Source organism: Curtobacterium sp. NPDC090217 (assembly GCF_044746705.1).
In the GTDB taxonomy this organism is placed as follows: Bacteria; Actinomycetota; Actinomycetes; order Actinomycetales; family Microbacteriaceae; genus Curtobacterium.
The window spans coordinates 39939-66582 of record NZ_JBIVCR010000005.1 but is presented as its reverse complement, the minus strand read 5'-3'; the positions used below and the strand labels follow the sequence as shown (position 1 = coordinate 66582).

Annotated in this window: 26 protein-coding genes; 7 read left to right on the top strand and 19 right to left on the bottom strand. The window is 70.4% G+C overall.

Annotation, left to right across the window (positions count from 1 at the left end):
• Positions 1-28: 28 nt before the first annotated feature.
• Positions 29-1216 (bottom strand): acyltransferase family protein, encoded by a 1188-nt coding sequence (locus ACIPJ2_RS16815; protein WP_402729781.1) that lies wholly within the window; start codon positions 1214-1216, stop codon positions 29-31.
• Between the two features lie 67 nt (positions 1217-1283).
• Entirely contained in the window at positions 1284-1859 is a 576-nt protein-coding gene (locus tag ACIPJ2_RS16810) for a TetR/AcrR family transcriptional regulator (RefSeq protein WP_402729780.1), read from the bottom strand.
• 90 nt (positions 1860-1949) lie between these two features.
• Here ACIPJ2_RS16810 and ACIPJ2_RS16805 point away from each other — a divergent pair, with 90 nt between their 5' ends.
• Positions 1950-2855, top strand: a complete 906-nt coding sequence (locus tag ACIPJ2_RS16805; protein ID WP_281265579.1) for an SDR family oxidoreductase — start codon at positions 1950-1952, stop codon at positions 2853-2855.
• A 193-nt stretch (positions 2856-3048) separates the two neighbouring features.
• Here the strand turns inward: ACIPJ2_RS16805 and ACIPJ2_RS16800 are convergent, their stop codons facing one another.
• The 3 genes from ACIPJ2_RS16800 to ACIPJ2_RS16790 all read right to left on the bottom strand — a co-directional run bounded on the left by ACIPJ2_RS16800 (position 3049) and on the right by ACIPJ2_RS16790 (position 5412).
• The gene (locus ACIPJ2_RS16800; protein WP_402729779.1) at positions 3049-4347 is read right to left on the bottom strand and encodes an NAD(P)/FAD-dependent oxidoreductase; all 1299 of its coding nucleotides are present in this window, start codon (positions 4345-4347) and stop codon (positions 3049-3051) included.
• A gap of 95 nt (positions 4348-4442) precedes the next feature.
• Positions 4443-4991 (bottom strand): dihydrofolate reductase family protein, encoded by a 549-nt coding sequence (locus ACIPJ2_RS16795; protein WP_402729778.1) that lies wholly within the window; start codon positions 4989-4991, stop codon positions 4443-4445.
• 16 nt (positions 4992-5007) lie between these two features.
• On the bottom strand, positions 5008-5412 hold the full coding sequence (locus ACIPJ2_RS16790) for a hypothetical protein (RefSeq protein ID WP_402729777.1): 405 nt from the start codon (positions 5410-5412) through the stop codon (positions 5008-5010).
• 87 nt (positions 5413-5499) lie between these two features.
• Here ACIPJ2_RS16790 and ACIPJ2_RS16785 point away from each other — a divergent pair, with 87 nt between their 5' ends.
• A complete protein-coding gene (locus ACIPJ2_RS16785) occupies positions 5500-6231 on the top strand; it encodes an esterase/lipase family protein (RefSeq protein WP_402729776.1) in 732 nt (243 codons plus the stop codon).
• A 28-nt stretch (positions 6232-6259) separates the two neighbouring features.
• On the opposite strand, the gene ACIPJ2_RS16780 is transcribed toward ACIPJ2_RS16785, so the two are convergent.
• From ACIPJ2_RS16780 to ACIPJ2_RS16770, 3 genes are read right to left on the bottom strand one after another with little or no spacing between them, the layout of a single operon-like run.
• The gene (locus ACIPJ2_RS16780; RefSeq protein WP_402729775.1) at positions 6260-6646 is read right to left on the bottom strand and encodes a VOC family protein; all 387 of its coding nucleotides are present in this window, start codon (positions 6644-6646) and stop codon (positions 6260-6262) included.
• Positions 6643-7665, bottom strand: coding sequence for a LacI family DNA-binding transcriptional regulator (locus ACIPJ2_RS16775; protein ID WP_402729774.1), 1023 nt, complete (start codon positions 7663-7665; stop codon positions 6643-6645). The genes ACIPJ2_RS16780 and ACIPJ2_RS16775 overlap by 4 nt, the downstream gene beginning before the upstream one ends.
• Before the next feature lie 36 nt (positions 7666-7701).
• Positions 7702-8433: a class I SAM-dependent methyltransferase gene (locus ACIPJ2_RS16770; RefSeq protein WP_402729773.1), complete on the bottom strand. Its 732-nt coding sequence runs from the start codon at positions 8431-8433 to the stop codon at positions 7702-7704.
• 135 nt (positions 8434-8568) lie between these two features.
• Here ACIPJ2_RS16770 and ACIPJ2_RS16765 point away from each other — a divergent pair, with 135 nt between their 5' ends.
• The 3 genes from ACIPJ2_RS16765 (at position 8569) to ACIPJ2_RS16755 (ending at position 12121) form a co-directional block, all read left to right on the top strand.
• The gene (locus ACIPJ2_RS16765; protein ID WP_402729772.1) at positions 8569-9567 is read left to right on the top strand and encodes an ABC transporter permease; all 999 of its coding nucleotides are present in this window, start codon (positions 8569-8571) and stop codon (positions 9565-9567) included.
• An 80-nt stretch (positions 9568-9647) separates the two neighbouring features.
• Positions 9648-10490 (top strand): carbohydrate ABC transporter permease, encoded by an 843-nt coding sequence (locus ACIPJ2_RS16760; protein ID WP_402729961.1) that lies wholly within the window; start codon positions 9648-9650, stop codon positions 10488-10490.
• Positions 10491-10495: 5 nt separating this feature from the next.
• Entirely contained in the window at positions 10496-12121 is a 1626-nt protein-coding gene (locus ACIPJ2_RS16755) for a hypothetical protein (protein ID WP_402729771.1), read from the top strand.
• 99 nt (positions 12122-12220) lie between these two features.
• On the opposite strand, the gene ACIPJ2_RS16750 is transcribed toward ACIPJ2_RS16755, so the two are convergent.
• Positions 12221-12889 carry a CatA-like O-acetyltransferase gene (locus ACIPJ2_RS16750; protein WP_402729770.1) on the bottom strand — a complete coding sequence of 223 codons (669 nt, stop codon included), beginning with the start codon at positions 12887-12889 and terminating at the stop codon, positions 12221-12223.
• A 35-nt stretch (positions 12890-12924) separates the two neighbouring features.
• On the opposite strand from ACIPJ2_RS16750, the gene ACIPJ2_RS16745 reads away from it, so the two are divergent.
• The gene (locus tag ACIPJ2_RS16745; RefSeq protein WP_402729769.1) at positions 12925-13470 is read left to right on the top strand and encodes a YbaK/EbsC family protein; all 546 of its coding nucleotides are present in this window, start codon (positions 12925-12927) and stop codon (positions 13468-13470) included.
• A 2-nt stretch (positions 13471-13472) separates the two neighbouring features.
• Entirely contained in the window at positions 13473-13982 is a 510-nt protein-coding gene (locus tag ACIPJ2_RS16740; RefSeq protein ID WP_402729768.1) for an AAA family ATPase, read from the top strand.
• Here the strand turns inward: ACIPJ2_RS16740 and ACIPJ2_RS16735 are convergent.
• From ACIPJ2_RS16735 to ACIPJ2_RS16690, 10 genes are all read right to left on the bottom strand, one after another.
• Positions 13948-14244, bottom strand: coding sequence for an HAD-IA family hydrolase (locus ACIPJ2_RS16735; protein WP_402729767.1), 297 nt, complete (start codon positions 14242-14244; stop codon positions 13948-13950). The genes ACIPJ2_RS16740 and ACIPJ2_RS16735 overlap by 35 nt on opposite strands.
• 93 nt (positions 14245-14337) lie before the next feature.
• Positions 14338-15189: a phosphotransferase gene (locus ACIPJ2_RS16730; RefSeq protein ID WP_402729766.1), complete on the bottom strand. Its 852-nt coding sequence runs from the start codon at positions 15187-15189 to the stop codon at positions 14338-14340.
• The gene (locus ACIPJ2_RS16725) at positions 15190-15558 is read right to left on the bottom strand and encodes a VOC family protein (RefSeq protein WP_402729765.1); all 369 of its coding nucleotides are present in this window, start codon (positions 15556-15558) and stop codon (positions 15190-15192) included.
• Positions 15555-16307 carry a type II CAAX prenyl endopeptidase Rce1 family protein gene (locus ACIPJ2_RS16720; protein WP_402729764.1) on the bottom strand — a complete coding sequence of 251 codons (753 nt, stop codon included), beginning with the start codon at positions 16305-16307 and terminating at the stop codon, positions 15555-15557. Before ACIPJ2_RS16720 ends, ACIPJ2_RS16725 begins: the two co-directional genes overlap by 4 nt.
• A gap of 35 nt (positions 16308-16342) precedes the next feature.
• A complete protein-coding gene (gene hrpA, locus ACIPJ2_RS16715) occupies positions 16343-20191 on the bottom strand; it encodes an ATP-dependent RNA helicase HrpA (RefSeq protein ID WP_402729763.1) in 3849 nt (1282 codons plus the stop codon).
• 25 nt (positions 20192-20216) lie between these two features.
• Positions 20217-22073, bottom strand: a complete 1857-nt coding sequence (locus ACIPJ2_RS16710; protein WP_402729762.1) for a thioredoxin domain-containing protein — start codon at positions 22071-22073, stop codon at positions 20217-20219.
• A gap of 79 nt (positions 22074-22152) precedes the next feature.
• A complete protein-coding gene (locus tag ACIPJ2_RS16705) occupies positions 22153-22683 on the bottom strand; it encodes an AAA family ATPase (RefSeq protein WP_402729761.1) in 531 nt (176 codons plus the stop codon).
• Positions 22684-22686: 3 nt separating this feature from the next.
• Positions 22687-23751, bottom strand: a complete 1065-nt coding sequence (locus tag ACIPJ2_RS16700; RefSeq protein WP_402729760.1) for an NAD-dependent epimerase/dehydratase family protein — start codon at positions 23749-23751, stop codon at positions 22687-22689.
• 83 nt (positions 23752-23834) lie between these two features.
• Positions 23835-24695: a sulfurtransferase gene (locus ACIPJ2_RS16695; protein WP_402729759.1), complete on the bottom strand. Its 861-nt coding sequence runs from the start codon at positions 24693-24695 to the stop codon at positions 23835-23837.
• A gap of 266 nt (positions 24696-24961) precedes the next feature.
• Positions 24962-26500 carry an MFS transporter gene (locus ACIPJ2_RS16690; protein WP_402729758.1) on the bottom strand — a complete coding sequence of 513 codons (1539 nt, stop codon included), beginning with the start codon at positions 26498-26500 and terminating at the stop codon, positions 24962-24964.
• Between the last annotated feature and the right edge of the window lie 144 nt (positions 26501-26644).

The following is a 26644-nucleotide window of genomic DNA, read 5'->3' as shown; positions in this document are numbered from 1 at the left end:
GCCTACGGAGCGGTGCGTGTCCGGGGGCTCAGCCGCCCGTCTGCAAAGCGGCACGCTCCGCTGCCAACAGGCGCCGAGCCTCCCGGAAGCGGCGGCGGAGCCGCTCGACCGGCACCTCGACGGCGTAGGCCGCACCGACGGCGACCAGGATCGCCCCGGCCATCAGCCACACCCAGTCGAAGGCCCCGAAGGCGCTCGCCGCGACGGTCCCGAGCAGGGCGATCACGAGCGGGTGCCAGAGGTACGCGGAGTACGAGACGCGCCGACCGAACCAGGCCACCGGGGTCCACGACAGCGCGATCGACAGGGGGCTCCTGACCGACACGAGGCCGCCGATCAGCACGGCGGACACGACGCCCGTCGCCGGCAGGAGCAGGCCGAACGTCCACGCGTGCTGCGTCCAGTCGTCATCGATCCAGTACTGCACGCCGACGAGCAGGGCGATCCCGATCCAGGTGCCGATGTGCCCGGCGAGACCGCCGGCCCACGCACGGACCCGCTCGTCGTCGAGCAGGATCGCCAAGAGACACCCGGTCGCCAGCGGCACGAGTCCGAGCACGGGGGAGAAGTACACGTCCGGCGTCGAACCGCCGCTCGGCGTCCGGTAGCTCAGCCACGATGCCGTCGCGCCACCGGCGATCACGACGCCGAGCCCGGTCAGCAGCAGGCGACGGCGTGCCCGGAGTGCGAACAGCGCGACCAGCACCACCGGCCACACCAGGTAGAACTGCTCCTCCATCGACAGGCTCCAGGTGTGCGCGAAGACGCCCTGCGTCGTGTTCCAGAACGCCCGGAAGAGGTTGCCCGTGTACGTCAGGGCAATCACGGCGGCCTCACCGGCGGAGAACGACGCGCCCTTGTAGTCGCCGACCCACGACCAGAGTGCGAGTCCCGCGGCGACGAGCGCCAGGAGGGCCGGGTAGAGCCGCAGCATCCGCTTCAGCCAGAACGTGCCGAGCCGGACGCGCCCGGTGCGCCGGTGCTCGCCGATGAGCAGCGTCGTGATGAGGAAGCCGGAGAGCACGAAGAAGACGGTGACGCCGATGAAGCCGCCCTCGAAGCCGGGGACGTGCAGGTGGTAGAGCATCACGGCCAGGATCGCGACCGTGCGGAGGCCGTCGAGTGCGGTGGCGCGGTGGGCGAGTGGGCCGTGGGCGTCCGCTCGGGTCCGGGCGGGCGCGGCCACGGGCGTCCGCTCGAGCGTGGTGGTCGACACATCGCCTCCTCGACAGGATCGGGTTCGCTGACCCGTGTCAGGATGCCCCGCCCTGCCAAGAACGACCTCAGAGTGCGGTGGCGGTCACCATGCTCGTCAGGGCGTCGAGTCGTTCCCGGGCGATGTCGGCGAACGGACGGACCTCCTCGCCGGCGATCCACTGCTGGAACGAGAGGTGGAAGACCGTCACCCCGGTCTCCGCAGCGAGCGTCGCCACCGGTTCGCCGATCCCGCGGTCGCGCAGGACCTCGCCGAGCCGGACCTTGAGCGTCGCCAGCTTGGCGAGCTCGCGTTCGCCCAGCGAGGGTTCGGAGTCGATGATCGTCTGCCGGATCCGCGAGAACGGACGGCGCTCCTCGGGGAAGAAGTGCCCGGCCGAGTCGAGGGACCGGGCGATCAGGGCGAACGGCGGCGCATCGGCAGGGGCGTCGGCGATCGGGTCGATGAACATCGCGAGGAAGTCGTCCTGCCCGGCGAAGATCACCTCGCGCTTGTCCGCGAAGTGCCGGAAGAACGTGCGCTCGGTGACGTCGGCGGCCGCAGCGATCTCCGCGACCGTCGTCCGGTCGTACCCCTGCTCCTGGAACAGCCGCAGTGCCGTCGCCTGCAGCCGTTCACGCGTTCCGGGTTGCCATCGAGCCATGGGTGCGAGTCTACTGATGACAGCGCATGACATCGAGGTGTACGGTTTCTGATGTCAGTCAATGACATCACTGTTCTGGAAGGACACACCATGCGCGTATTCGTCACCGGAGCCTCCGGTTGGATCGGCTCCGCCACCGTCGACGAGCTCGTCGCCGCCGGCCACCAGGTCGTCGGCCTCGCCCGGTCCGACGCCTCCGTCGCCCGCGTCGAGGCGGCGGGCGCCACCGCACTCCGCGGCGACCTCGACGACCTCGACGCCATCCGCCGCGGCGCCTCCGAGTCCGAGGGCGTCGTCCACCTCGCCAACAAGCACGACTGGGCGAACCCGGTCGCGACGAACGCGGCCGAGCGCGCCGTCGTCGAGACCATCGGTACGGCGCTCGCCGGCAGCGACCGGCCGTTCATCGTGGCGTCCGGCATCGCGGGGCTCGCCTCCGACCGTCCGGCAACCGAGGCAGACCCGAACCCGTTCGTCGGCCCGGACTCGATGCGCGGTGGGAGCGAGAACCGCGGCTTCGACTTCGTCGACCAGGGGGTCCGTACCGTCGCAGCGCGCTTCGCGCCCACCGTGCACGGCATCGGCGACCACGGGTTCATCGCGGCGATCGTCGCCGCCGCCGAGCAGCAGGGCGTCTCGGGCTACATCGGCGACGGGACGAACAACTGGTCGGCCGTGCACCGCTCCGACGCGGCCCGACTCGTGCGCCTCGGGCTCGAGAGCGCTCCGGCCGGCACCCGACTGCACGCCGTCGCGGAGCCCGTCGTCTCCACGCGCTCGATCGCCGAGGCCATCGGCGAGGGACTCGGGCTGCCGGTGACCTCGATCGACCCGGCGGACGCGGAGTCGCACTTCGGGTTCATCGGGCGGTTCTTCGGACTCGAGATGTCCGCGACGTCGACCGAGACGCAGGAGCGCTTCGGCTGGACCCCGACGGGCCCGACCCTCGCCGAGGACATCGCCGCGGGCGCGTACTTCGACGTGCGGGTCTCGTAGCGCGGCCGGCGGCCGACCCGGAACGACGACCTCGTCGTCGTGCGACAGCGATCCTGTCGCTCCTTGCACGCGCGGGCATCCGCACGCCGGTAGGAACGACGAAGTCGCTGTCGTACGACAGCGACTTCGTCGTTCCGAGTCGGAACCCGCCGGACGCCGGACCGCGCCCGACCCCGCCCGCCCCGCGCCCGCGCTACTCGGCCTTCTGCATCTGCCAGGGCTCGGGCTCGCGGTCGCCGTTCGGGCGCACCGGGCGGACGTCGCCGACGATGGGGATCGCCCGCTTCCGCATGAACCACAGGTACCGGACGAAGAAGTGCGACAGCGTCGAGAGACGGTTCCCGTTCCCGAGCAACGACGCGATGTGCACGACGACCCACGCGGCCCAGGCCACCGGCCCGACCATCGTGATCCCGCCGCGGAGCTGGGCGACGGCGGCGTTCGTGCCGATCGTCGCCATGGTGCCCTTGTCGAAGTACTTGAAGTGCTCGGTCGGCTTGCCCTCGAGCGAGCGGACGATCTGCCGCGCGATGTGCTTCCCGCCCTGCAGCGCCGGCTGGGCGAGCTGCGCGAGGGCGTGGTCCTGCGCGGCGATGTCACCCGCCGCCCAGATCCCGTCGACGCCCTGCACGCTGAGGTCGTCGTCCACCTTGATCCGGCCGCCGTGCGTCTGCGGCATGTTCCAGTTGGACACTTCCTTGTGGGCGGCGACCCCGGTGGCCCAGATGACCTGCGACGCGGGGATGAACTCGCCCTCGGCGGTCTTCACCCCGTCGGGCAGGACCTCGGCAACGCCGGTGTTCAGGCGGAGGATGACCCCTCGCTTCCGCAGCACCTTCGCCGCGTACCGACGGAGCCGCGGCGCGAACGGCTTCAGCAACTCACCGCTCCGGTGCACGAGGGTGATCGTGATGTTGCCAGGCAGGATCTCCGGGTAGGCGCCCTCGAGCGCCTGGTCGCGGAGCTCGGCGAGGGCACCGGCCATCTCGACGCCGGTCGCGCCGCCACCGACGATGACGATCTTGATCTCGTCGGGGCCCTGGTTCGCCGCGGCTTCCTCGAGCCGGGTGAAGAGCTCGTCGCGGATGCGCAGCGCCTGCGAGCGTGAGTACATCGAGTACGCGTACTCGTACGCACCCGGGGTCCCGAAGTAGCTCGTGTTCACGCCGTTGGCGAGGATGAGCTGGTCGTAGTGCAGGTGCTCGCCGTCGGACATCTCGGCGACCTTGCCGACCGGGTCGATGCCGGTGAGGAGCCCGTGCCGGAACTCGGCGTTGTCCTGCTTCGCGCGGAGGCTCCGCAGGAAGTACGTCACGTCCCCGGCGTTGAGGCCGCCCGTCGCAACCTGGTACATGAGCGGCTGGAACATGTTGTAGACGTGTCGGTCGACGAGCGTCACCCGGACCGGTGCGTCCGCGAGCTCGCGCATGGCGGCGACGCCGGCGAATCCACCGCCGACGATGACGACGTGCGGGCGGGTGTCCTGCGGCATGTGTGCTCCGGGGGTGATGCGGTCAACGGCACCGTCAACGGTACGCCGGTTCTGACCTCTCCCGGTTCACGGTCGGGAGGCTCGGATCGCCGCCGTCAGACCGCCAGCGGCGCGTAGGTGCTCACCACGTTGCCCTTGCTCGTCACGGTGCTGTCGACCAGACGCAGGCGCGTGGCCGGGTCGGTCGGCTCGAAGAGCTTCCGCCCGCGTCCGGCGATCGCCGGGTGCACCATGAGCTGCAGCTCGTCGAGGAGCCCCGCGAACAACAGGCTCCGGACGAGCGTGACGCTGCCGCACACCGCGATGTGGTCGCCGTCACGCTGCTTGAGGTCCCGCACGAACTCGTGCACGTCGCCCTGGATGCGCGTCGAGTTCTGCCACGTCAGGTCGTCGCCGAGCGTGGTCGACGCGACGTACTTCTCGATCGGGTTGATCCACTGCCCGAAGGGGTCCTCCGGGTGGGCCGGCCACCACTCTGACCACTCCGCGTAGCTGTTGCGACCGAGCAGGACCGTGTCGGTGCGGGCCATGAACGACCCCATCCCGGCGCCGAGCTCGTCGTCGAAGCTGTCGTACTGGAACTCGTACGGGTCCTGCACGACGCCGTCGACCGACGTGAACAGCCCTGCCGTGACCTTCCGCATGGTCGGAGCGTAGTCCTCAGCTGCCCTGCCCGGGGAACTGGTTCGTCCCGCCATCGGTCCCGCCGGGGAACCCGTTCGAGCCCTGCCCGGGGACCTGCGTGGTCGACGACCGCGACTGGTGTTCGCCGATCGCGTGGCCGATCGCGAAACCAGCACCGCCGCCGACCAGGAGTGCCGCCACACCGATCACGATCGCGAGCACCGGCCAGAACCACGGCGGGCGCGGCCTGTCGGAGCGCTGCCCACCCGGTGCAGCGGCGCCGCACCAGGCGGTCGGGCCGACGGGACCCGGTCCCTGCCCGTACCAGCCGTTCGGTTCCGCTCGGTACGGCTGCTGGGGGTCGACCGTCGAGGTCGGCGCCGGTGCCGCGCTCCAGTCTGCGGCCCGTTCGGCCGGTGCGTTCTCGTGCTGCTCGTCCATGTCGGCATTCCACGCCCGTCGGCTATCAGTGTCCGATGATCGCGCTGCCGTGCGCCTGCGAATCGAGCGGTGCGTACTGTCGGTCGGGTGACGGACGAGGTGAGTGCCCGCGGAGGCGAGCCGCCGCTGACGGACCGACCCGTGCCTCCCGGCCCTGGGCTGGCGCAGCGCGCGGGGTGGGCCGTCCTCGACTGGATCTACGCGGCCAGGTGGCAGATCAGCAGCCTCGGGCCGACCACGGCGGACGACTACCGCGACGGCGACCAGAGCGCCGTCGTCGTGATCCCCGGTGTGTACGAGACGTGGCACTTCATGCGCCCGCTCATGGACGCCCTGCACGACCGGGGACACCCCGTGCACGTCGTCGCGGTGCTGCGGCACAACGTGCGGCCGGTTCCGGTCTCGGCAGCGGACGTGATGGCGTACCTCGTCGAGCACGACCTCAGGGACGTCGTGATCGTCGCCCACAGCAAGGGTGGCCTGATCGGCAAGTACGCGATGACCGAGCTCGACGGCGACGGACGCATCGACCGCATGGTCGCGGTGTCGACGCCGTTCGCGGGGTCGGTGCTGGCAGACCTCGCGCCGGTGCCGCACCTCCGGGTGTTCCGGGCGACGGACCCGGTCCTCGCCGGCCTGGCCCAGCAGCTCGAGACGAACTCCCGGATCACGTCGGTCTACGGGGTGTTCGACACGCTCATCCCGGGTGGCAGCGAACTGACGGGAGCCCGCAACGTCCAGGTGCCCGTCGGTGGGCACTTCCGGATCCTCGGTGACCCGAGCACCCGCGACGTGGTGCTCGACGCCGTCGTGGACTGACCCCGCTGCGCGTCGGGTGGGGCGTGCGTCAGGCGCCTGGAAGGAACAGGCAGAACGGGTGACCGTCCGGGTCGAGCATCACCCGGACGTCGTCCTGCGGCTGGTACTCCGCCCGGGTCGCACCGAGTGTCTCGGCACGTTCGACCGCCGCGGGCAGGTCCTCCACCTGGAAGTCGAGGTGCAGCTGCATCCCGGGAGCGTCCTTCGTGCCCGGCCAGGTCGGCGGGACCCACTCGGGTTCGAACTGCACGGACAGCCCGGGGCCGTCCTCGGGGCGGATGCGTGCCCAGGTGGGGTCGTCCTCGGACACGGTCCAGCCCGTCAGCGCCCCGTAGAACCGGGCGAGCACGAGCGGCTCGGGGGACTGCAGGACGGTTGCGGCGAGGGTCGGCATCGACGCGTCGGCGGAGGTCATGGCGCGGAGCGTACGCTCTGGCGCTCGACGATGCGGTGCGGGATCACCACCGTGGCTGGTGGGGCGTCGCGGTCGGCGATGCGTGCGGTGAGCAGGTCGAGCGCGGCGTCGGCGAAGGCCCTGCGGTCGAAGGACACCGTCGTGAGTGCCGGGATCGCGTAGGCGGCGCCGTCGATGTCGTCGAACCCGATCACGCTGACCTGGTCCGGCACGCGGATGCCCCGCGCGGCCAGGACGTGCAGCACGCCGAACGCGATCGAGTCCGTGAACGCGAAGACCGCGTCGGGCAGCGGGTTCTCGTCGAGCCACACGGCGAACGCGGTGGCAGCGTCGGAGGTCGACCACGACGACAGCGGGACCCGCAGCGACGGGTCCGGCGTGACCCCGGCGGCCGTCAGGGCCGCTTCGTACCCGCTCACGCGCAGTTCGCTCGTCGCGGTGATCCTGGTATGGTCGGCGCTGGGCTCTGGGGCGCCGACCGCGGCGATCCGCCGGTGCCCGCGGTCGAGCAGATACTGCGTGACCTCGGTCGCGGCCGCGACGCTGTCCACGTGCACCTGGTCGACGTGTTCCGGCTCGACCTCGCCGATGACGACGGTCGGCGGGAGCCCGGCGGTCGACGCGAGGACACTGGCGCTCAGCGTCACGGGGTTCAGGATCAGGCCGTCGACGAGGTGCGCCCTGGCGCGGGACACGAGTTCGCGCTCACGCTCGGGGTCGTTCGCGGTCTGGTCGAGCTGCACGACCCAGTCGCGGTCGCGTGCGAGTTCGACGAACCACCGAGCGAGCTCGGCGGAGTACGCGCTGCTCATCTCGGGCAGCGTCAACGCGATCGCGCCCGAGCGTCCGTTGCGCAGGCCCCTGGCGGAGAGGTTCGGCACGTAGTCGAGCTGCGCGAGGGCCTGCTCCACCCGCTCCCGGGTCTCCGGGCGGACGACGACACCGCCGTTGATGACGTTGGAGACGGTCTTCGGCGAGACCCCGGCGAGGGCCGCGACGTCCCGCACGGTCGCACGCATGGTGCCACCGTAGCGCCAGACGACGGCGATCCCGGTTCAGGGACGGACGTACCGGTGCACGTGGGTGACGTACGGGACCGCGATCATGGCCCTTCCGGCGGTCGCCGGGTCGGTGTCGAGCAGGTCGGCCACGTCCCGGAGCAGGGCGTCACGCTCGTCTGCGGGGAGCACGATCACGTAGCTCCGCGAGGCCACCATGTCGAGGAAGTCCGACCGGGACTGCTCGTGCACCCAGGTGAACGCCCGGTACTCGCCGTCGTGGAACGGCGCGCCGACGATCGGCCGGTCGTACTCCGTCACGCGGGACTCCGGGCGCCTGATGATGTCCCCGAGCCGCTCCGACCAGGGTTCCGACTCGTCCCGGACGTTCCAGATCAGCCCGAGGACCCCGCCGGGGCGCAGCACGCGGGCCACCTCGGCCGCGCCGGCGACGGGGTCCACCCAGTGCCACGACTGCGCGAACGTCACGAGGTCGGCGCCGCCGTCCGGGAGCGGGATCGCCTCACCCGTGCCCTCGCGCACCTCGACACCAGGGACAACGGCCGACAGGCGTTCCCGCATCGCGGCGTCGGGTTCCACCGCGGTGACCGAGGCCGCGCGGGGCAGCAGCGTCGCGGTGAACTTCCCGGTGCCGGCTCCCACGTCGACTGCTCGTGCGACCCGATCCGGGGCGAGCCACTCGGCGACCGACGCCGGGTACCCGGGCCGACCGCGCTCGTAGGCGTCGGCGGCGGCTCCGAACGAGTGCGCGTGCTGCTCGAAGGTCATGCCGCCAGCCTGCCACTCCCGTGCGGGTGAGCGATCACTGGACCGTTACAACGATGGAAACGTTTGGCAACGAGTTGCCGCAACGTTGCCGCGACCGACAGGGTCACCTCAGGAATCCAACGGAGGAGGCCAGGAGTGACGAAGCTCGACGACCGCGTGCAACCCGCGGCAGGGACCCGACGGACGGCGCCGCCCCCGGCACTCGTCCGGCGGCGAGGGAACACGTGGGAACGCATCAAGCGGGACAAGGTGCTGCTCCTGATGGGGCTGCCGGGCGTCGCGCTGCTGCTCGGCTTCCACTACCTGCCCCTGCTCGGCAACCTCATCGCGTTCCAGGAGTACCTGCCGTTCGTCCCGCTCGGACGCAGCCCCTGGGTCGGGTTCGAGAACTTCGCGGTGATCTTCAACGGCGACCCGGAGTTCCTCGGCGCGCTGCGGAACACGCTCGTCATCACCCTCGTGCAGGTCGTGTTCGTGTTCCCGGCGCCGATCGTCCTCGCGCTGATGCTGAACTCGTTGCTGTCAGAGCGCATCAAGAAGATCGTGCAGTCGGTCCTCTACCTGCCCCACTTCCTGTCCTGGGTGATCGTCGTCGCGGTGTTCCAGCAGATCCTCGGCGGGTCCGGCCTCGTGAACAACGCCATCCGGGCAGCCGGCGGCGACGCGATCGACTTCCTCGGCAACCCGCACGGGTTCATCGCCCTGCTGACCAGCCAGGTGATCTGGAAGGACACCGGCTGGGCCACGATCCTGTTCCTCGCGGTGCTCTCGCAGATCGACTCGAGCCTGTACGAGGCCGCGAAGATGGACGGCGCGAGCCGCATGCGGCAGCTCTGGCACGTCACCCTGCCCGGCATGCGGGGGATCATCATCCTGCTGCTCATCCTGCGGCTCGGTGACTCGCTCACCGTCGGGTTCGAGCAGATCCTCCTCCAGCAGGCCGCCGTGGGACGGGCCGCGAGCGAGGTCCTCGACACCTACGTCTACAACAACGGCGTGCTCGGCGGGCAGTGGGGTGTCGCCGCTGCCGTCGGACTCGTCAAGGGCGTCGTCGGCGTGCTGCTCGTGCTCGGCGCCAACAAGCTCGCCCACGTCTTCGGTGAGTCGGGCGTGTACCAGAAGGAGTCCCGATGAGCGCCACGCGCAGCGTCACCGTCCCCGGTCCGCGGAACACCAAGCGGAAGCGACTCGACGCCCCGCCGCTGCCCGGCCGCATGCTGACCGGCTTCGTGCTGTTCGTCATCTGCCTCGTCGTGCTGCTGCCGTTCCTCGGCATCGTGTCGACGTCCGTCGCCCCGACCAGCCAGGTGAACGACGCCGGCGGGTTCGTGATGTGGCCGAAGGGGCTCGACTTCGGCGCTTACGAGAGCATCTTCGCCGGGGGCGTGGTCACCCGGGCGCTGCTCGTCAGCGTCGGGATCACCGTGGTCGGGACGGTGATCAGCCTGTTCGTGAGTGCGATGCTCGCGTATGCGCTCAGCCGACCGGGCTCTTACGGATCCGGGTTCATCCTGAGCCTGGTACTCGTCAGCCTGCTGTTCGCACCCGGGCTCATCCCGAACTACCTCGTCGTGAAGCAGTTCGGCCTGCTCGACTCGTACTGGGCACTCATCTTGCCGACGGCCCTCAGCGCGTTCAACGTCATCGTGATGCGGTCGTTCTTCATGAACATCCCGAAGGAGCTCATCGAGAGCGCCAGGATCGACGGCGCCGGGGACTTCGGGGTCTTCCTGCGCATCGTGCTCCCGCTGTCGAAGGCCGTCCTCGCGGTGATCGGGCTGTTCTACGCGGTCGGCTACTGGAACGCCTTCTTCAACGCGCTGCTCTACATCAACGACACCGCGAAGTGGCCCCTGCAGCTCGTCCTCCGCACCTACGTGATCAACAACGCCCAGCTCGGCGGCGCCGACCTCGGCACGAGCTCCGACGCCCTGCCCCCGCAGGCGTCCATCCAGATGGCGATCCTCGTCGTGTCGATCGTCCCCATCCTCATCGTCTACCCGTTCCTGCAGCGGCACTTCGCCAAGGGTGTCCTGACCGGCGCGGTGAAGGGCTGACCAGCGTGACGAACAACGGAATCACCCGCCGCGCACTGTTCGCAGGCGGGCTCGGGATCGCGGCCACGGGCCTCCTGGCCAGCTGCTCCACCGTGACCCGCTCCACCGACGTCAAGGCGATCAACAAGGCGGTCGCACTGCCGGACTACGTCCCGTGGACGGGCGGACCGGAACCCGTCCTGCCGAAGACGAGTGCGCTCATGCCGAGCGCGTTCCGACGGATCCCGGAGCGGCTCGTCCCGACCGCCCACAAGCCGGGCGACGGCTCGACCGTGCACGGCAGCGTCCCGACGAACTCGCCCGTCCCGCCGACCAAGGGCAGCAACCCGTACTGGCAGGGCCTCGACGAGCGGATGGGGATCGACCTCGACCTGACGATCACCCCGAACGCGGACTTCGGCAACAAATTCGCCACGCAGGTCGCCGGCGACACGCTCGGCGACGTGTTCACGGTGTTCGGGTCGTTCCCGTACCTGCCGCAGTTCCTCGAGGCGAAGGCCCAGAACCTCACCGAACACCTCTCCGGCAGCGGTGTGCGGGACTTCCCGTACCTGGCGAACCTCCCGACGGCGTCCTGGCGCGGGACCGTGTTCTCCGGCGGCATCTACGCCGTGCCGGTGCCCCGCGGTCCGCTCACGTCGCAGGTGCTCTACCGGCGGCAGGACCTGTTCGAGGGGCTCGGCGTCGACCCGTCGTTCAGCAGTCTCGACGAGTTCGTCCAGCTCTGCCGCGAGGTGTCCGACCCGCACGCGAACCGCTGGGCCCTCGCCTCGGTGCCGACGAGCATCCTCGCGCCGATGCTCGACCTGCCGAACCAGTGGGAGCACAGCGGCGGCACGCTCACCCACATGTACGAGCTCGATGCGTACCAAGACCTCCTCGACGTGTCACGCCGGCTCATCGCCGAGGACCTCGTGCACCCGGACAGCATCACGGCCTACAACGGCAAGGTCTGGCTCGTGCAGGGCTCCGCGCTGATGCTGTCGGACACGTACAGCGCCATCCCCGGCATCGTCCAGCAGGCGACCCCCGGCAGCGGCTTCGACCTGACGACGGCGCCGTTCGTCGGGCCGTCCGGCGCGAAGGCCAAGCCGTGGCTCGGCGATCCGAACAACGCGATCACGGCGCTCGCCGCAGCGCCGGACGACCGCGTCCGCACCCTGCTCGAGGTCCTCGACTGGTGCGCGTCACCGTTCGGGACCGAGGCCTGGATGTACCGCAAGTTCGGCATCGAGGGACGGGACTACGAGATGCAGGACGGGTCGCCGACGCTCACGAAGACGGGCAACAGCGAGACGGCGCTCGGCGAGTTCCCGCTGCAGTACTTCACCGAGTGCCCGCTGCCGCTCTTCTACTCGGGCCGCCCCGGCATGACGGACACCGTCTACGAGTCCCTGGCGTCGTGGCTCGACGACGGGCTGCCGAACCCGACCTACGGGCTCTACTCGCCGACGAACTCCACGAAGGGGCCAGCGGTCGGCACGTACGCCACCAACGCGATCAACGACATCCTGCTCGGCCGCGCGCCGGTCTCGTCCTGGAAGGGTGTCGTCCGCGACTGGCGCCGCCGCGGCGGCGACGCGATGCGCGCGGAGTACGAGGAAGCCCTGCAGGCGCGCGCCGGGTCCTGAACCGGACCAGCCACTGGACGGGAGGCTCGGTGCCAGCTGGCACCGAGCCTCCCGTCCGCTCCTGGTCGCGTCTCGGCTGCGGCGCCTCCCAGGTCGACGTCAGTCCGCGAGCCAGGACGGTTCGGCGAGCAGACGCTCGACGTCGGCGATCAGGCGGGTCGTGTGGAAGCCGTCGGCGGCCGCGTGGTGGATCTGCACCGCGAGCGGCATCAGGGTGCGGCCGTCACGCTCGTGGTACCTGCCGATCGTGAAGATCGGCAGCAGGTGGTCCCAGTCGTCCCGGATCTGGATCGTGAAGCCCGAGAACGACCGCCACGGCAGGCTCGAGACGTCGAAGAGGTTCGCCGGGTGGGGCTGCTGCGGGATCATCGTCGTCGCCGTCCGGTACGTCGCCAGTGCCTCGACCGCGGCGTCGTGGAACGTCCCGAAGTCGTCGTCGTACGGCACCCACACCGCACTGAACGTCTCACGCTCGGGGTTGAACACCGTGAAGGCCGGGTGCACGACGTCCCAGATCGCGGGAGAGCGGTCTGGCTGCAGCGTCATCCGGAACTCCTCGTGCCGGTTCACCGCGGTCGCGAGCGCCCAGATCTGCGCCGGGTAGGTCTTCCGGCCGGTGTCGCCGAGTGCTCGCACGAAGTCGGTGACGTCCACGTCGACGGTCATCGCGTAGGTGCACGGCACGGTGTCGCGGTAGTGCTCGAAGTGCTCCCGTCGCGGCCAGGTGTCGAGGTCGATCGGCGTCGGTGCCGGAGTCATCGCGTCCATGGCACCACTCTGGCCCAGATCCCTAGGCTGGCGGTGTGCCGATCCTGCAGCGTCTCCCCGCCCTCCAAGCCGTCGACCTGCTCGCCGTGCCCGTGGCGCAGGCGATCGCAGCGCTTCCGGCGGACCTCGCGAGCAGGATCGAAGCCGCCGCGATCGATCCGGAGCTGGCCGACACCGCGGCGTTCTCCGAGGCGTACGGGTTCCCGCTGGCCGGCGGAGCGAACTGCATCGTCGTGACCGGCAAGCGCGGGAGCGACGTCACCTTCGCCGCGTGCATCGTGCTCGCGTCGACCCGGCTCGACGTCAACCGCACCGTCAAGCGGCTGCTCGGCGCTCGGAAGGCCAGCTTCGCGCCGATGGACGAGGCGGTTGCGCGCACCGGGATGGAGTACGGCGGGATCACACCGATCGGGCTGCCCGCGGAGTGGCCCGTGTACGTGGACTCACGGGTGTCGGAGGTCCCGGACGCGGTCATCGGTGCCGGGGTCCGCGGTGCGAAGTTGTTCCTCCCCGGCGCCGTGCTCGCCGCGCTGCCGCACGTCGAGGTGGTCGAGGGGCTCGCGAACCCCGTCGAGGCCTGATCGTGCCGGCGACCATCGCACTGCTGAGCGGAGCAACGGGCAGCGGCAAGAGCACGCTCGCCCGAGCGCTCGCCGCAGAACTCGGGTGGCCGCGCGTGCACCGGGACGAGCTCTACGCGGGACTGATGGCCGGCGGGGTGAAGTCGCGCGACGAGGTCGTCCCACACGGGATCCGGCTGTTCTGGACAGCGACGGCCGGGTACGCGGCAGCCGGGTGCAGCGTCATCGCGGATGCGACGCTCTACCGCGACCAGTCCGAGGCGGACGTGCGCGAGTTCCTGGCGCCCGTCGGGGTCGTGCGCAACGTGCACTGCCGGTCGGACCTGGCGTACGAGCGGTTCGTCGCACGTGGCCACGACGATGCGATGAACGCCCGGGTTGCCAGCAACCTCCCGCTGGTGACCGAACCGCTGGACCTCGGGGTGCCGGTGCTCGAGGTCGACACGACCGACGGGTACGACCCGGTGCTCGCCGACGTCATCGCCTGGGTGACAGGACCCCCTGCGCGCTGAGCGCCGTCCGGAGACCGTCGACCCCGGTGAAGTGGTGCGTCGCCATCCCGAGTTCGGCAGCCCCGGTGAGCTTCCGCTCCGAGTCGTCGGTGAAGAAGACCTCGGACCCGTCGAGGTCGAGGGCGTCGAGCACGTGCCGGAACGCTCGGACGTCGGGCTTCACGAACCCGATGTCGGCGGAGTTGAACACCGCGTCGACGTGGTCGAGCAGCCCGAACGACGCGACCTCGTCCGGCACGGCGTCCGTGCCGTTCGTCAGCACCGCGACGCCGAGAATGCGGCGACGTGGTCCGGGTCGAAGTGACGGATCACCCCGTCGAGGTCGAACAACACCGTCCGGATCATGCGCTCGAGCCTACGAGGAGCGATCGAACAGGTCGAGCGTGCGGGCGCACGCGTCGTCGAACTGCTCGATCGTCCGGTGCTCGGCCCACCACGCGAGGTTGTTGACGCTCACGGCGACGAGGCAGGTGGTGAAGACGCCGTTCCCCGCGATCGACCGAGCTTCGCCGGCGAGCACGGCTTCGGCCTCGGTCGAGTCCCACGTCGCGAGGGCGCACTGGCGGAGCAGGTCGGCGAGGTCGCGGACACGGGTGCCACGTCCGACCGTCTCGGTGTCGACGAACCGGATCCGCCCGGTCGGGTCCCGGAGCAGGTTGGACGCGCTCAGGTCCCCGTGCACGACGTCATCGCTGGGCAACGTCTCCGATCCGCGGGTACGGATCAGCTGGTCACCACGATCGACGACTGCTCTGCCAGCGCTCGACCGGTCGGCGACCGCAGAACGCCAGGGATGGCTGCGAGTGACGGCGAGCAGCTGCGCGGAGTCGTCGAACGCCGCATCGGGCCCGATCCCGCGCTGCGTCCGATTCGCTCGGACGACCGCCTCAGCCGCCGAGCGGTCGATGGTCGTGAGCGGCTCCCCGTCGACGAACTCCTGGACGACGTACGCGGTCCCGTTCGGCAGCCGCCCGGTCCGGAGCCAGGCTGCGGCGGGCCATCCACGAGACACCGCATCCCGCATCACCGGTTCGGCCGCGAGGAGTCGTGCGGACTTCCAGGGCTCCGACTGCAGCGTGACGACGAGTGGTAGACCGTCCGCGTCCTCCACGAGGAGCGCACCGCCCTGCTCACCGCCCTGGAATGGGCGGACGAGCCGGAGTCGGATGCCGGCGGCGGTCCCGACGGCCTCGATGGCGTCGCGCACTCAGTCGTTCGGGACGATCAGGCAGAACGGGTGGCCGGCGGGGTCGAGGTACACCCGGAAGCCGTCTGACCCCTCGCCCGTGGCGGTCGCGCCGATCGCCAGGACCGCTGCTTCGCCGGCATCCATGTCCTCGACCTTCACGTCGAGGTGGATCTGCTGCGGGACGACCTGGCCGGGCCACTCCGGCGCGCGGTAGTCGTCGACGTGCTGGAAGGCGAGGAGCGGGCGGCTGCCCTCGATCGGCAGGACCACCTCGGCCCAGTCGTCGTCGAACTGCACGATCTCGCCGCCGAGGACCTCGGCCCAGAACCGCGCGAGCGCGCGGGTGTCCGGGCAGTCGAGGACGATGACATCGAGTGAACCGATCACAGGAGTGCTCCCGTCGTGACGATGGTGAAGGTGAAGATGACCCAGTCGTTGAGGATGTGTGCACCGGTGCTCACCGCGATGTTCTTCGTCCGGATGTACGCCAGCGTCAGCACGAGGCGAGCGACACCGATCACGAGGAGCGCCTGTGCGACGTTCCAGCCGTACGTCGGCAGGTGTGCGGCACCGAACCAGACGGCCGTCGCCAGCCACGCGACGAGGATCGCCCGCTTGCGCGTCAGCCCGAGCCGGTGGCAGAGCGCCATGACGGCGAGGAAGGGCAGGATCGTGAACAGCTCCTCGCCGAACAGCTGGATCGCGGTTCCGACGTAGAACGAGATCAGCTCGGCGGCCCCGTGGATGCCGTTCGCCGCGGTGTTCGCCGTCGCGCCGAACACCGTCCTCACGATGACTCCCACGACGAACGTGACGATGATGTTCGCGATCGCGAACAAGACCATCGTCAGGAAGTCCCGGCCGGTCGTCCGCTGGAAGATCCGCGACCAGCGACCTCGGGTGAAGGCGATGAACACGGTGAGGGGGATCGCGGTGAACAGAAAGCGGGGCACGAGGGACTGCACGTTGTCGTGCGCCGGGTACCAGCTCAGGACGTTGATCGCGACGACACACGCGAGGACGATCACCACCCACTGCCACGCGCGCAGCGCGAGCGGATCGCCGTCCCAGAACGGGAAGTCCCGCCCGTCCGCTCGCTCGATCGCCCTGCCGTACCGATCCGTGCGTTCCACCATGGGATCCCCTTCGCCCTTGGGGGAGAACCTATCGGTCAGGCAGAGGCGGCGGACAGTGCCTTCGTGATGCGCTGCAGCGAGACCGTCTCGGCGGTCCCGAGCTCCTGCGCGAAGAGGCTGAGGCGGAACTCCTCGAGCATCCACCTGGCGTGCACGAGTTCCGGGTGCGCTCCGACGGCTGGCGGGAACGTCCCCCCGGCGTCTTCGTACCGGCCGGTCGCAGCCGAGACCTCACGCATCCAGGTCGCATCCCTGCCCGGGTTCTGCAGGAGTTTCGTCACGCGGGCCTCCACGCCCTGCAGGTACACGCGGATCCGGCGGAGGCGGTCGAGCCCGGCCACGGACACGAATCCGGGGAGCACCAGGCGCTCCAGCTGCTGGCGCATGTCGTTCAGCGCCGGCAGCAGGGACATGTTCGTCGCCTGCTTGAGGGCTCGCTCCGCGGATCGCTGTGCGGCGAGCACCGTGGCGACCTCGGACACGGCGGTGAACATCGTGTCGACGACGGATGCGGACACCGCGTTCCGGACGGCCTCGAGCTCGGCCTTCGTGAAGAGCAGCCCGTCCGGGTGCGCTCGCCGGATGCCGGCGTCCACCACGGCCGCGAGCACGTCGTCGAAGAGCGCGTTCGTCGACGGGTACGGGCTGGCGGCGAGCGCGAGCTTCTCCTGCGAGGTGAGGTGCGACTGGATGTACGACACCGGTGACGGCACCGCGAGCATCACGAGCCGTCGAACGCCAGCCGGCATCTGCACGGCGCGGTCGGACTGGTTCGCGAGCAGCTGCACGCCGACGGTCGCCTTCGGACCGGAGCCCTCTTCGACGAGCGCCGGGTACGCGCGGATCACGCCGCCCGCCTGCTTCGTGTCCAGGATCTCCGGCAGGTCCGTGTCGGGCCAGGCCACGAGCCCCGAACGCTCCACCTGGCGGCCGGAGGACGCCTCGGCGACCCGCGCCGAGCCTCCTGGACGACCCTGGCGCTGCGTCGCGGCGGCGACGCTCTGCTGCGTCCTGTCCTTCAGCTTCGTCTGCAGCGCGGAGAGGTCCTTGCCGGCCTCGACGCGACGGCCGCGTTCGTCGACGACCGCGTAGGTCGGCAACAGGTGTGCGGGGACGCGGGACATGTCGAAGTCGCGCTCGGAGACCTGCACGTAGGTCATGCGCTGGATCGTCTTCGCGAGGGTCGCGCGGAAGCTCTCCGTCGGTGTCGTGGGTGCGTCGTCGGGGAGTTCCTCGACGATCTTCTCCGCCCAGTCGGCCGCGGGGACGACGTTCTTCCGGATCTGCTTCGGCAGGGCCTTGATGAGCGCGGTCACGAGTTCCTTGCGGAGACCGCGGACCTGCCAGTCGAAGCCCTCCTCGCGCATGCGGGGGAGCAGCGCCAGCGGGACCTGGACGCTGACGCCGTCGTCCGCGGCACCGGGCTCGAACCGGTACTTGACCGCGAGGCGCTGGTCGCCTGACCGCCACTGCGTCGGGTACTCCTGCTCGTCCTGTGCTGCTTCGGCGGCGTCTTCGTCGAGGAGGTCTTCCCTCCGCATCGTCAGCAGCTCGGGCTCGTCCCGGCGGATCCGTCGCCACCAGCCCTCGAAGTCGCGCGTCGTGGCGACCTCTGCGGGGATCCTGGCGTCGTAGAACTCGTAGACGGTCTCGTCGTCGAGCAGGATGTCGCGTCGGCGGGTGCGTTCCTCGAGCTGTTCGAGTTCCTTGCGGAGCTTCCGGTTCGCACGGTCGAACGCCTGTTGCGATTCCCACTCGCCCTCGACCAGGGCGTGCCGGATGAAGAGCTCCCGCGAGTGCACGGGGTCGATCCGGGCGTACTGCACGCGGCGGCGTTGCACGATCGGGACACCGAACAGCGTCACGCGCTCGTAGGCGACGACGGCGCCCTGCTTCTTCTCCCAGTGCGGCTCGCCGTAGGTGCGCTTGAGGAGGTCGCCGGCGAGCTGCTCCGTCCACGCCGGGTCGATCCGGGCGGCGGTGCGGGCGAACAGGCGGCTCGTCTCGACGAGTTCGGCGGCCATCACCGCGTCCGGCTGCTTCTTCGCCAGGACGCTGCCAGGGAAGAGCACGAACCGGGTGTTCCGCGATCCGAGGTAGTCGCGCTTCTCGCGGTCGCGCAGGCCGATCTGGCTGAGGAGTCCTGCCAGCAGCGATCGGTGCACGGCGTCGGGATCGTCCTTGCGCTCCTTGCCGACGTGGATCCCGACCTGCTTCGCCGCCCGCGACAGCTGGCGGTACAGGTCCTGCCACTCACGGATGCGGAGGTAGTTCAGGAACTCGGCCTTGCACAGCCGTCGGAACGCACTCGACGACAGCTCGTCCTGCTTGTCCTCGATGTAGTTCCACAGGCCGAGCAGGGTCAGGAAGTCACTCGTCGGGTCGGCGAAGCGCGCGTGCAGCTGATCGGCGTGCGCGCGCTTCTCGAGGGGGCGCTCCCGGGGGTCCTGGATGCTCAGCGCGGAGACGACCGCGATGACCTCTCGCCCGACGCCCTGCCGACCGGCCTCGAGCACCATCCGTCCGAGCCGCGGGTCGATCGGCAGACGGGTCAGTTGCCGGCCCGACTTCGTGATCGCGCCGTCCTTGTCGACGGCGCGGAGTTCGCGGAGCAGGTCGAGGCCGTCCTTCACGCCTCGGGAGTCCGGCGGCTGCAGGAACGGGAAGGACTCGATGTCGCCGAACCCGAGCGAGATCATCTGCAGGATGACGGCGGCGAGGTTCGTGCGGAGGATCTCGGGGTCGGTGAACTCGGGACGCCGCTCGAAGTCGTCCTCGGAGTACAGCCGGATGGCGATACCGGCGCTCGTGCGTCCAGCGCGGCCGGACCGCTGGTTCGCGCTGGCCTGCGAGATCGCCTCGATCGGGAGCCGCTGGACCTTCGCGCGGGGCGAGTACCGGGAGATGCGGGCGGTCCCGGTGTCGATGACGTACTTGATGCCGGGCACGGTCAGCGAGGTCTCGGCGACGTTCGTCGCGAGCACGACTCGCCGTCGGACACCCGGGGTCGCGCTGCGCTGGAACACCCGGTGCTGGTCGGCCGCGGACAACCGGCCGTACAGCGGGAGGACCTCGGTGCCCGGGTAGTGCTTGCCCTCGATCGCGTCCTGGGCGTCGCGGATCTCGTTCTCGCCGGACAGGAACACGAGGACGTCGCCCGGGTCTTCGCGCGCGAGTTCGTCGAGCGCGTCGGTGATGCCGGTGAGTGCGTCGCGGTCGTCGGCTCCGTTGCCGGCGTCCGCGGTGCGCGAATCGGTGTCGTCGTCCCCGTCGTCGTCCGGGTCTTCCGCGACGAGTGCGCGGTAGCGGATCTCGACCGGGTAGGTGCGGCCGGACACCTCGATGATCGGGGCGTCGCCGAAGTGCTTCGAGAAGGACTCTGGGTCGATCGTCGCGCTCGTGATGATGAGCTTGAGGTCGGGCCGGCGGGGGAGCAGTCGCTTGAGGTACCCGAGGAGGAAGTCGATCGTCAGGGAGCGCTCGTGTGCCTCGTCGATGATGATCGTGTCGTAGCGCTTCAGGTCGCGGTCGAAGTGGATCTCGTTCAGCAGGATCCCGTCGGTCATGAGCTTGACCCGGGTGTTCGCGCTGACCTTGTCGGTGAAGCGGACCTGGTACCCGACGAGGTCACCGAGTTCGCCGCCGAGTTCTTCGGAGACGCGCTCCGCGATGGTGCGCGCGGCGATTCGTCGGGGCTGGGTGTGCCCGATGTTCTCGCGCCCGAGCTCGAGGCAGATCTTCGGCAGCTGCGTCGTCTTGCCGGACCCCGTCGCTCCGGCGACGATCACGACCTGGTTGTCGCGGATGGCGGCGGCGATGTCGTCCCGCCGCTGCGAGACCGGCAGCTCGGGCGGGTAGGTGATGACGGGCGGCGTGGGAGACATGAGCATTCCAGGATACCGCCCGCGCTCACGCAGGCGTGAGCTGGGCGGCGAGTTCGTCCGCGTCGCGGGCGGGCAGGGCACACACACGGTCGTGGCAGACGTACGCGGCGGGGTCGAGCGCGTCGCGTGACTCGAGGAGTGCGAAGCCCGCCGTGGCCCACGCGCGCGCCTGTTCCGGTGTCACGAGGACCGTCACCGTGCCCGGACGCCGCTCGGTCACCGCGGCACGCCGCATCGCGACGGCTGGCCCGACCGCACCCGGCGACTCCACCGACGTCACGACGACGACTTCCCGCGAGGGCCGCTGCAGCGCCAGCGCGACGCCGAGCGCGTCCGCGTGCCCGAGCGGTCGACCGACACCAGTGCGCGCGCGGTCCGCGATGAGGGACGCAGCAGCGGTCCGGTAGTCCTCGACGCCAGTCAGGGCCGCGAGGACCAGCGCCGCGTTCGCCAGCGCCACGGTGCCCGATCGCATCGCCGTCTGCGGCTGCTCCCCGGTCGCGGTGCCGGAAGCGGCCAGCACCGGGTCGACGGCCAGCGTCCCCGAGAGCCCGTCGTCGACGAGGGCCCTCGCCGTCTCCGCGTAGGCGACCTCGCCGGTGACCACCGCCAGTTCCAGCAGGCCTTCGGCGAGGAGCCCGATGTCCTCGATCGTGGGCGGTGCGGACGAGGAACCCCGCGGGGTGCTGGAACGCACCACGACGTGTCCGTCCCGCAGGTGCCCGGCGATCAGGGCGTCGGCGGCGGATCGCGCGAGGACGATCATCTCGTCGTCCCCGTGCCGCGCGCCGGCGATCGCGAGACCGCGGATCGCGAGCCCGTTCCACCCGGTCAGCACCTGGTCGTCGAGGGGCGGTGGAGCGAGCGCGACCCGGTCCGCGAGCGGGCGTCGGTACCACTCGCCTTCGACGCGGCGCCCGTCGATCGTGGACTCGCTGTCCTGTGCCGCGACGAACGCGCCGTCCGGCCGGCGGAGGGTGTCGCGCAGGAAGTCCGCGATGCCCCGAGCCTGGTCCCGAGGTGCGATCGCCAGCAGTCCGGCGTTGTCGTAGAGCATGCGCTCGTAGTGCGGCACGCCCCAGTCTCGCTGGGTCGCGTACCGGAACACCCCACCGTCGGCATCGGTCAGCTCGGAGGACGCGATCACCCGGAGCGAGCGTTCGAGCAGGGGATGCGCGGCTGCGACGCCGTCGGCCCCGGCATCGGCGAGGAACTCCAAGAGTGGTGCTGAGGGGAACTTCGGTGCGCCGCCGAAACCACCGTGGACGGTGTCCTCTGCTTGCAGCAGGGTGTCGACGACGCCGTGGACCGCGTCGACGGACGGGAGGCCCGGGTCGGCCCCGGCGCCGTCGGCACCGTCCGGAGTCGCCGCGTCCACGGCGCCCTGGCGGATGGCCCCGGCGAGTGCGGTCGCGTTGGCATCCACCTCAGCACGACGGTCGTGCCAGGCATCGACGACCGCGGCGAGCACCTGCCGGAACGACGGGTGACCCCCGACGGGAGTCGGCGGGGAGTACGTGCCCGCGAAGAAGACGTGGGCGTCGGGGGTCATGAATGCGGTCAACGGCCATCCGAGTTGTTCGGTGAACGCCGCGGCGGCCGCCATGGTGCTCGCGTCGACGTCCGGCCGTTCTTCACGGTCGACCTTCACGGCGACGAAGTCCCGCCGCAACAGCTCGGCGATTTCCGGATCGGAGAAGCTCTCACGTGCCATGACGTGGCACCAGTGGCAGGTCGCGTAGCCGATCGACACCAGGACCGGGACATCGCGCTCGCGCGCTTCCGCGAAAGCCGCTGGACCCCACTCCCGCCAGTCCACCGGGTTGTCGGCGTGCAGTCGGAGGTACGGACTGACGGCGGTGCCGAGCCGGTTGTCGTTCATGTGTCCAGCGTGCACGGTCGGCGCTGAGCGGGTCGGGCGGCGGGACGATGTGTGGATGGATCGTCCGTCTCCACAGGGCTCAGGCGGGAAGCCACCCGGTCAAGGACGCGAGCCGACGTGCCACGTCGGCCGGGGCCATGGCGTCCGTGTCGATCCGGGTGACCCGGTCTGTGGAAGCCGAGTCGAGCCTCCCGGCGGTCCGTGTCGAGTGCGCGAGCTGCGCCACCGGGAGCTCGCCGCCCGACCGCCGCTGCAACCGGGACGCCGTCGTCTCGTCCCCGGCCCGGAGCAGCACGGCGACCACGACGGGGTCGTCGCCCATCGCGGCGGCCAGGCGGTCTGCTTCGAGGACGGACACGGTGTTCGTGTAGACGAGACGGTGGTGCCCGAGCGCGCGGTAGTTCGCCCACATCGCCGCGAGGTTGCGTTCCGTGAGCCTCGCCTCCGGGTGCTCGACGTGCGGAGCGGGGTGGGCGAGGTCGAGCACGTCGCCCTCGATCACCGCGTGCCGGACGTCCGCGTCCGTGAGCAGGTCGTGCAGTGCCTCAGCCGCTGTCGACTTGCCGACACCGGACCGGCCGCCGATGAAGAGCACCTCGGAACGCGGCACCGATCAGCCGCCGATCGAGAGGAGGACGAGTGCGGCGTCCTCCGGGCCGTAGTCGAACATCCGGTCCCAGAACGGGTCGGACGCCCAGGGCACGTCACCGTCCGCAGGGGTGCGGTGCGCCGTCTCGACGAGCCAGTCGAGTTCCGGGAGGACGGCATCGGCGAAGCGGGGCGGCTCCCATCCGAGCGACCTGGCCGCGGTGGTGTCGAGGACGAACGGCGACGGGGACGACCACGGGGTCACCCCGACGAACGCCGGCGCGTCGGCGTCGAGCAGGACCTCGTCGAACCGGTGGTCGAGGTGGCCGGCGATCGTCCGGACGATCTCGAGCGCCGACGGGGCCGTCTCATCGGCGACGTTGAGGATCCGGCGGTCGGGGGCGTCGGCGACGAGCCGGACCAGCGAACCGATGCCACTGGCCGCCGTGGTGTGGTCGACCCCGCGCCCGCCGTCGGCGAGGAGGACACGCTCGCGGCCGTCGAGGACCCGGCGCACCACGAACCACTCGCGGGGACGGCCGACACCGACCCCGTAGACCTTCGACGGGCGGAGCACCGTGACGGGAGCGCCGTGGTCGAGCAGCAGCTGTTCGGCTGCGACCTTCGCCGCGGCGTACCCGTCGCGACTCGTCGGGTCGGCGTCCGCCGCGGTCACCGTCGGCTGGAGCTCGGTGACCGGACCGCCGAACACGGGCTTGTCGAGCGAGTTGGCGTGCCGTCCCTGCTCGTCGACGTAGACCGCCTTCGAGGAGACGAACACGATCGAGCCGACGTCGCCCAGGAACGGCAGGAGCTGCGCTGCGTCGTCACGGGTCGCGCCGACGGTGTCCACGAGCAGGTCCGCACCGGGGCGCAGGAGATCGCGGAGCACGGCCCCGTCGCGGCGGTCGCCGGGGACGAACGTCGCGCCGTCCCTCGTGAGCGTGTCCGCGATCGCACCTCCTCGGCGTGCGACGACGTCGACCTGCCAGTCGTCACCGCCGCGGCCGGAGGTGTCGAGGAGCTCGCGCGCGACGGCGGAGCCGATCCCGCCCGTTCCGCCGAGGATGACCGCGCGTCTGGAGCTCATGACGGCAACGCTAGTGCCGCGCGGGTGCGTGTGTGGTCGGGTCTCAGGACGCGAGTTCTGGTGTCAGGACGCGAGTTCGGGTGTCAGGACGCGAGTTCGGGTTCGCGGCGCCACCAGTCGGCGAGGGAGCCGTCGTACACCTGCACCCGGTCGTGTCCGAGCACGGTGAGCGCGAGCGCGTCGACGCACGCGGCGCTGCCGACACCGCAGTAGGTCACGATCTCGTCCGCGTCGAACACCGGGGCGAAGGCGTCCGCCAGCGCTGCCGGCCGCCGCAGCGTGTTCGAGTCCTGGTCGACGATGCGCCGCAGTGCGATCGGGGTGGTGCCGGGGACGACCGGAGCGTGCCCGTCACCGAGGACGGTCTCGTCCGCGGCCAGGACCAGCGCGGCCGGCTGCGTGCCGTCCACCGCGCGTTCGACCCGGTCGCGGTCGGCCCAGAGCGGCCGTTCCTCGCCTGCGAGGAAGGCGTGCTGCGTGTCGGGGTCGTCCGCGCGGGTGGTCAGCGCGCCGACCCGGACCGGACGTCCTTCGTCCCGCCACTTCACGAACCCACCGTCGAGCACGGCGACGTCGTCGAACCCGAACGACCGGAAGATCCACCAGAGCCGTGCTGACCATTCGCCGACACTGTCGTCGTAGACCACGACGGTCGACGTGTTGGCGATGCCGAGTGCCCGGGCCGCCTGCTCGAACCGCTCGGCGCCGGGGCGCGTGAACGGGAGGTCGGAATCGGGTGCCGAGAAGTCGTGGAGGAGGTCGGCGTAGCGGGCACCGGGCACGTGTCCGTGCTGTTCGTAGGAGTCGCCGGCGGCGTGCCAGGTCGTCCCGAGGCCGACACCGGACGTGTGCACGGAGGCGTCGAGGACGACGAGCTCATCGGCACCGAGGTGGTCGGCGAGCCACTGCGTGGACACGAGTGGCGAGGTCAGGACGGGGGCCATGGCGCACACGATAATGCCGACCCCTGACGTCTGACAGGAAAATCGAAACAGTGCGCAATCGGGGCCGATGCGGGTGGCGCGTCGCCGAAGGAACGTCGTTTCGATGGGCTCCGAACGACAAATTCGACGTCGTACGACAGCGACTTCGTCGTTCGGAGTCGACCACCCCGCGCCCGCACCGCCCGCCCCGCTCCCGCACGACGCCCGGAACGCGGAAGGCCCGCCCGACCGGAGTCGAGCGGGCCTTCGCGTGTGTCGTCTTCGCGTCAGTGCGCGGCGGCCGGGATGCTGCCCGTCGCGTTGGCGCTGAGGTGCTCGAGCTTGGCCAGCCGCACCGACTGCCGGTTGATCAGCAGCCCGCTGGCGATCGCGACGATGACCAGCACGCCGGCCGAGATCGCGAAGGCGACGTGGTAGCCGTCGAGCGTGGCCTGCGCCTGCTGGAGCTTCGTCGGCGCCGCGGACAGCCCCGAGAGGCTGTTCTTGACGACGTCCGCGAAGATCGTCGACAGGAGCGCGGTACCGATCGAGCCGCCGATCTGCTGCATGGTGTTCACCGTCGCCGATGCGACACCGGCATCCGCACGGGCGACCCCGGTCGTCGCGGTGTTCATCGCGGACGAGAAGATCGTGCCCATGCCGAGACCGATGACGATGAGCGCCGGCAGGACCGTGCCCGCGTAGGAGCTGTCGAGGTCGGTGCGCAGCAGCAGCAGCAGACCAGTTGCGGCGACGAGCGCGCCGGCGAAGATCAGGACCTTCGGGCCGATGCGGGGAAGGAGTCGGCCACCGATCTGCGTCGCGGAGATCATGATCGACAGCGGCATCGGCAGGAACGCCAGGCCGGTCTGCAGCGCGGAGAACCCGAGGGTCTGCTCGAGGTAGTAGGTCAGGAACAGGAAGATCCCGAACATGCCGATCGCGACGAGGCCGATGGCGATGAACGAGCCACCGCGGTCACGGTCGAGCACGACGCGCAGGGGGAGCAACGGGTGCGCCACGCGGGTCTCGATGAACACGAAGGCCGCGATGAGCACGACACCGACCGCGAGCATGACGATCGTCAGCGGGTCGTCCCAGCCGTTGGTCTCGGCGTTGGAGAAGCCGTAGACGACCCCGACCAGGCCGAGCGTGATCGTGAGGACGCCGGCGACGTCGATGCGCGGACGCTCGACCTTCGGCGGCTTCGCCATGAAGACCAGCGCGCCGATCACGCCGAGGACGGCGAAGACGACGTTGACGTAGAGGCACCAGCGCCACGACGCGTACTCGGTGAGCACGCCGCCGAGGAGGAGGCCGATCGCAGCACCCGAGCCGGCGATCGACCCGAAGATGCCGAACGCACGACCGCGCTCCTTCGGGTCGCGGAAGGTCGTGGTCAGCATGCCGAGCGCGGACGGGGCGAGCAGCGCGCCGAACGCACCCTGCAGTGCGCGGGCCGCGACGAGCAGGCCGAACGAGTCCGCCAGGCCGCCGAGCACCGAGGCGACGGCGAAGCCCACGAGCCCGATGATGAAGGTGTTCTTGCGGCCGAAGAGGTCACCGAGGCGACCACCGAGCAGCAGCAGGGATCCGAACGCCAGCGAGTACGCCGTGACGATCCACTGGCGCTGGTCGGTGCCGAATCCGAGGTCCTGCTGCGCCGAGGGCAGCGCGATGTTCACGATGGTGGCGTCGAGCACCACCATGAGCTGAGCGAGGGCGATCACCGCGAGGGCGATCCAGCGGTGGTCCTTGCGGGGTGCGGAGCCCGCGGTCGTGGGTGCCGAGCCGGTGGGCGCGGGCGCAGTCTGTTCTGCCGTCACGGCAGGCCTCCTTGAGAAGGATGGAACGGTGTCGAAGCGCGCGCCGTCGAGCACTTCAGGTCGGGGAGGAGAAAGCGGATGCGATGCATCCGGTTCGCACCAGTGTAAGCCCAAACGGACGCGTTGCATCCGCTTATTCCCAGA

Excerpts from the sequence above, each read along its gene's own strand:
- ACIPJ2_RS16790 (WP_402729777.1), bottom strand. The coding sequence starts at position 5,412 with ATGGACGAGCAGCACGAGAACGCACCGGCCGAACGGGCCGCAGACTGG.
- ACIPJ2_RS16805 (WP_281265579.1), top strand. The coding sequence starts at position 1,950 with ATGCGCGTATTCGTCACCGGAGCCTCCGGTTGGATCGGCTCCGCCACC.
- ACIPJ2_RS16810 (WP_402729780.1), bottom strand. The coding sequence starts at position 1,859 with ATGGCTCGATGGCAACCCGGAACGCGTGAACGGCTGCAGGCGACGGCA.
- ACIPJ2_RS16770 (WP_402729773.1), bottom strand. The coding sequence starts at position 8,433 with ATGACCTTCGAGCAGCACGCGCACTCGTTCGGAGCCGCCGCCGACGCC.
- hrpA (WP_402729763.1), bottom strand. The coding sequence starts at position 20,191 with ATGTCTCCCACGCCGCCCGTCATCACCTACCCGCCCGAGCTGCCGGTC.
- ACIPJ2_RS16700 (WP_402729760.1), bottom strand. The coding sequence starts at position 23,751 with ATGAGCTCCAGACGCGCGGTCATCCTCGGCGGAACGGGCGGGATCGGC.
- ACIPJ2_RS16775 (WP_402729774.1), bottom strand. The coding sequence starts at position 7,665 with ATGCGTGCGACCGTGCGGGACGTCGCGGCCCTCGCCGGGGTCTCGCCG.
- ACIPJ2_RS16780 (WP_402729775.1), bottom strand. The coding sequence starts at position 6,646 with ATGACCTCCGCCGACGCGTCGATGCCGACCCTCGCCGCAACCGTCCTG.
- ACIPJ2_RS16720 (WP_402729764.1), bottom strand. The coding sequence starts at position 16,307 with ATGGTGGAACGCACGGATCGGTACGGCAGGGCGATCGAGCGAGCGGAC.
- ACIPJ2_RS16795 (WP_402729778.1), bottom strand. The coding sequence starts at position 4,991 with ATGCGGAAGGTCACGGCAGGGCTGTTCACGTCGGTCGACGGCGTCGTG.
- ACIPJ2_RS16710 (WP_402729762.1), bottom strand. The coding sequence starts at position 22,073 with ATGAACGACAACCGGCTCGGCACCGCCGTCAGTCCGTACCTCCGACTG.
- ACIPJ2_RS16750 (WP_402729770.1), bottom strand. The coding sequence starts at position 12,889 with ATGGACGCGATGACTCCGGCACCGACGCCGATCGACCTCGACACCTGG.
- ACIPJ2_RS16800 (WP_402729779.1), bottom strand. The coding sequence starts at position 4,347 with ATGCCGCAGGACACCCGCCCGCACGTCGTCATCGTCGGCGGTGGATTC.
- ACIPJ2_RS16695 (WP_402729759.1), bottom strand. The coding sequence starts at position 24,695 with ATGGCCCCCGTCCTGACCTCGCCACTCGTGTCCACGCAGTGGCTCGCC.
- ACIPJ2_RS16760 (WP_402729961.1), top strand. The coding sequence starts at position 9,648 with ATGCTGACCGGCTTCGTGCTGTTCGTCATCTGCCTCGTCGTGCTGCTG.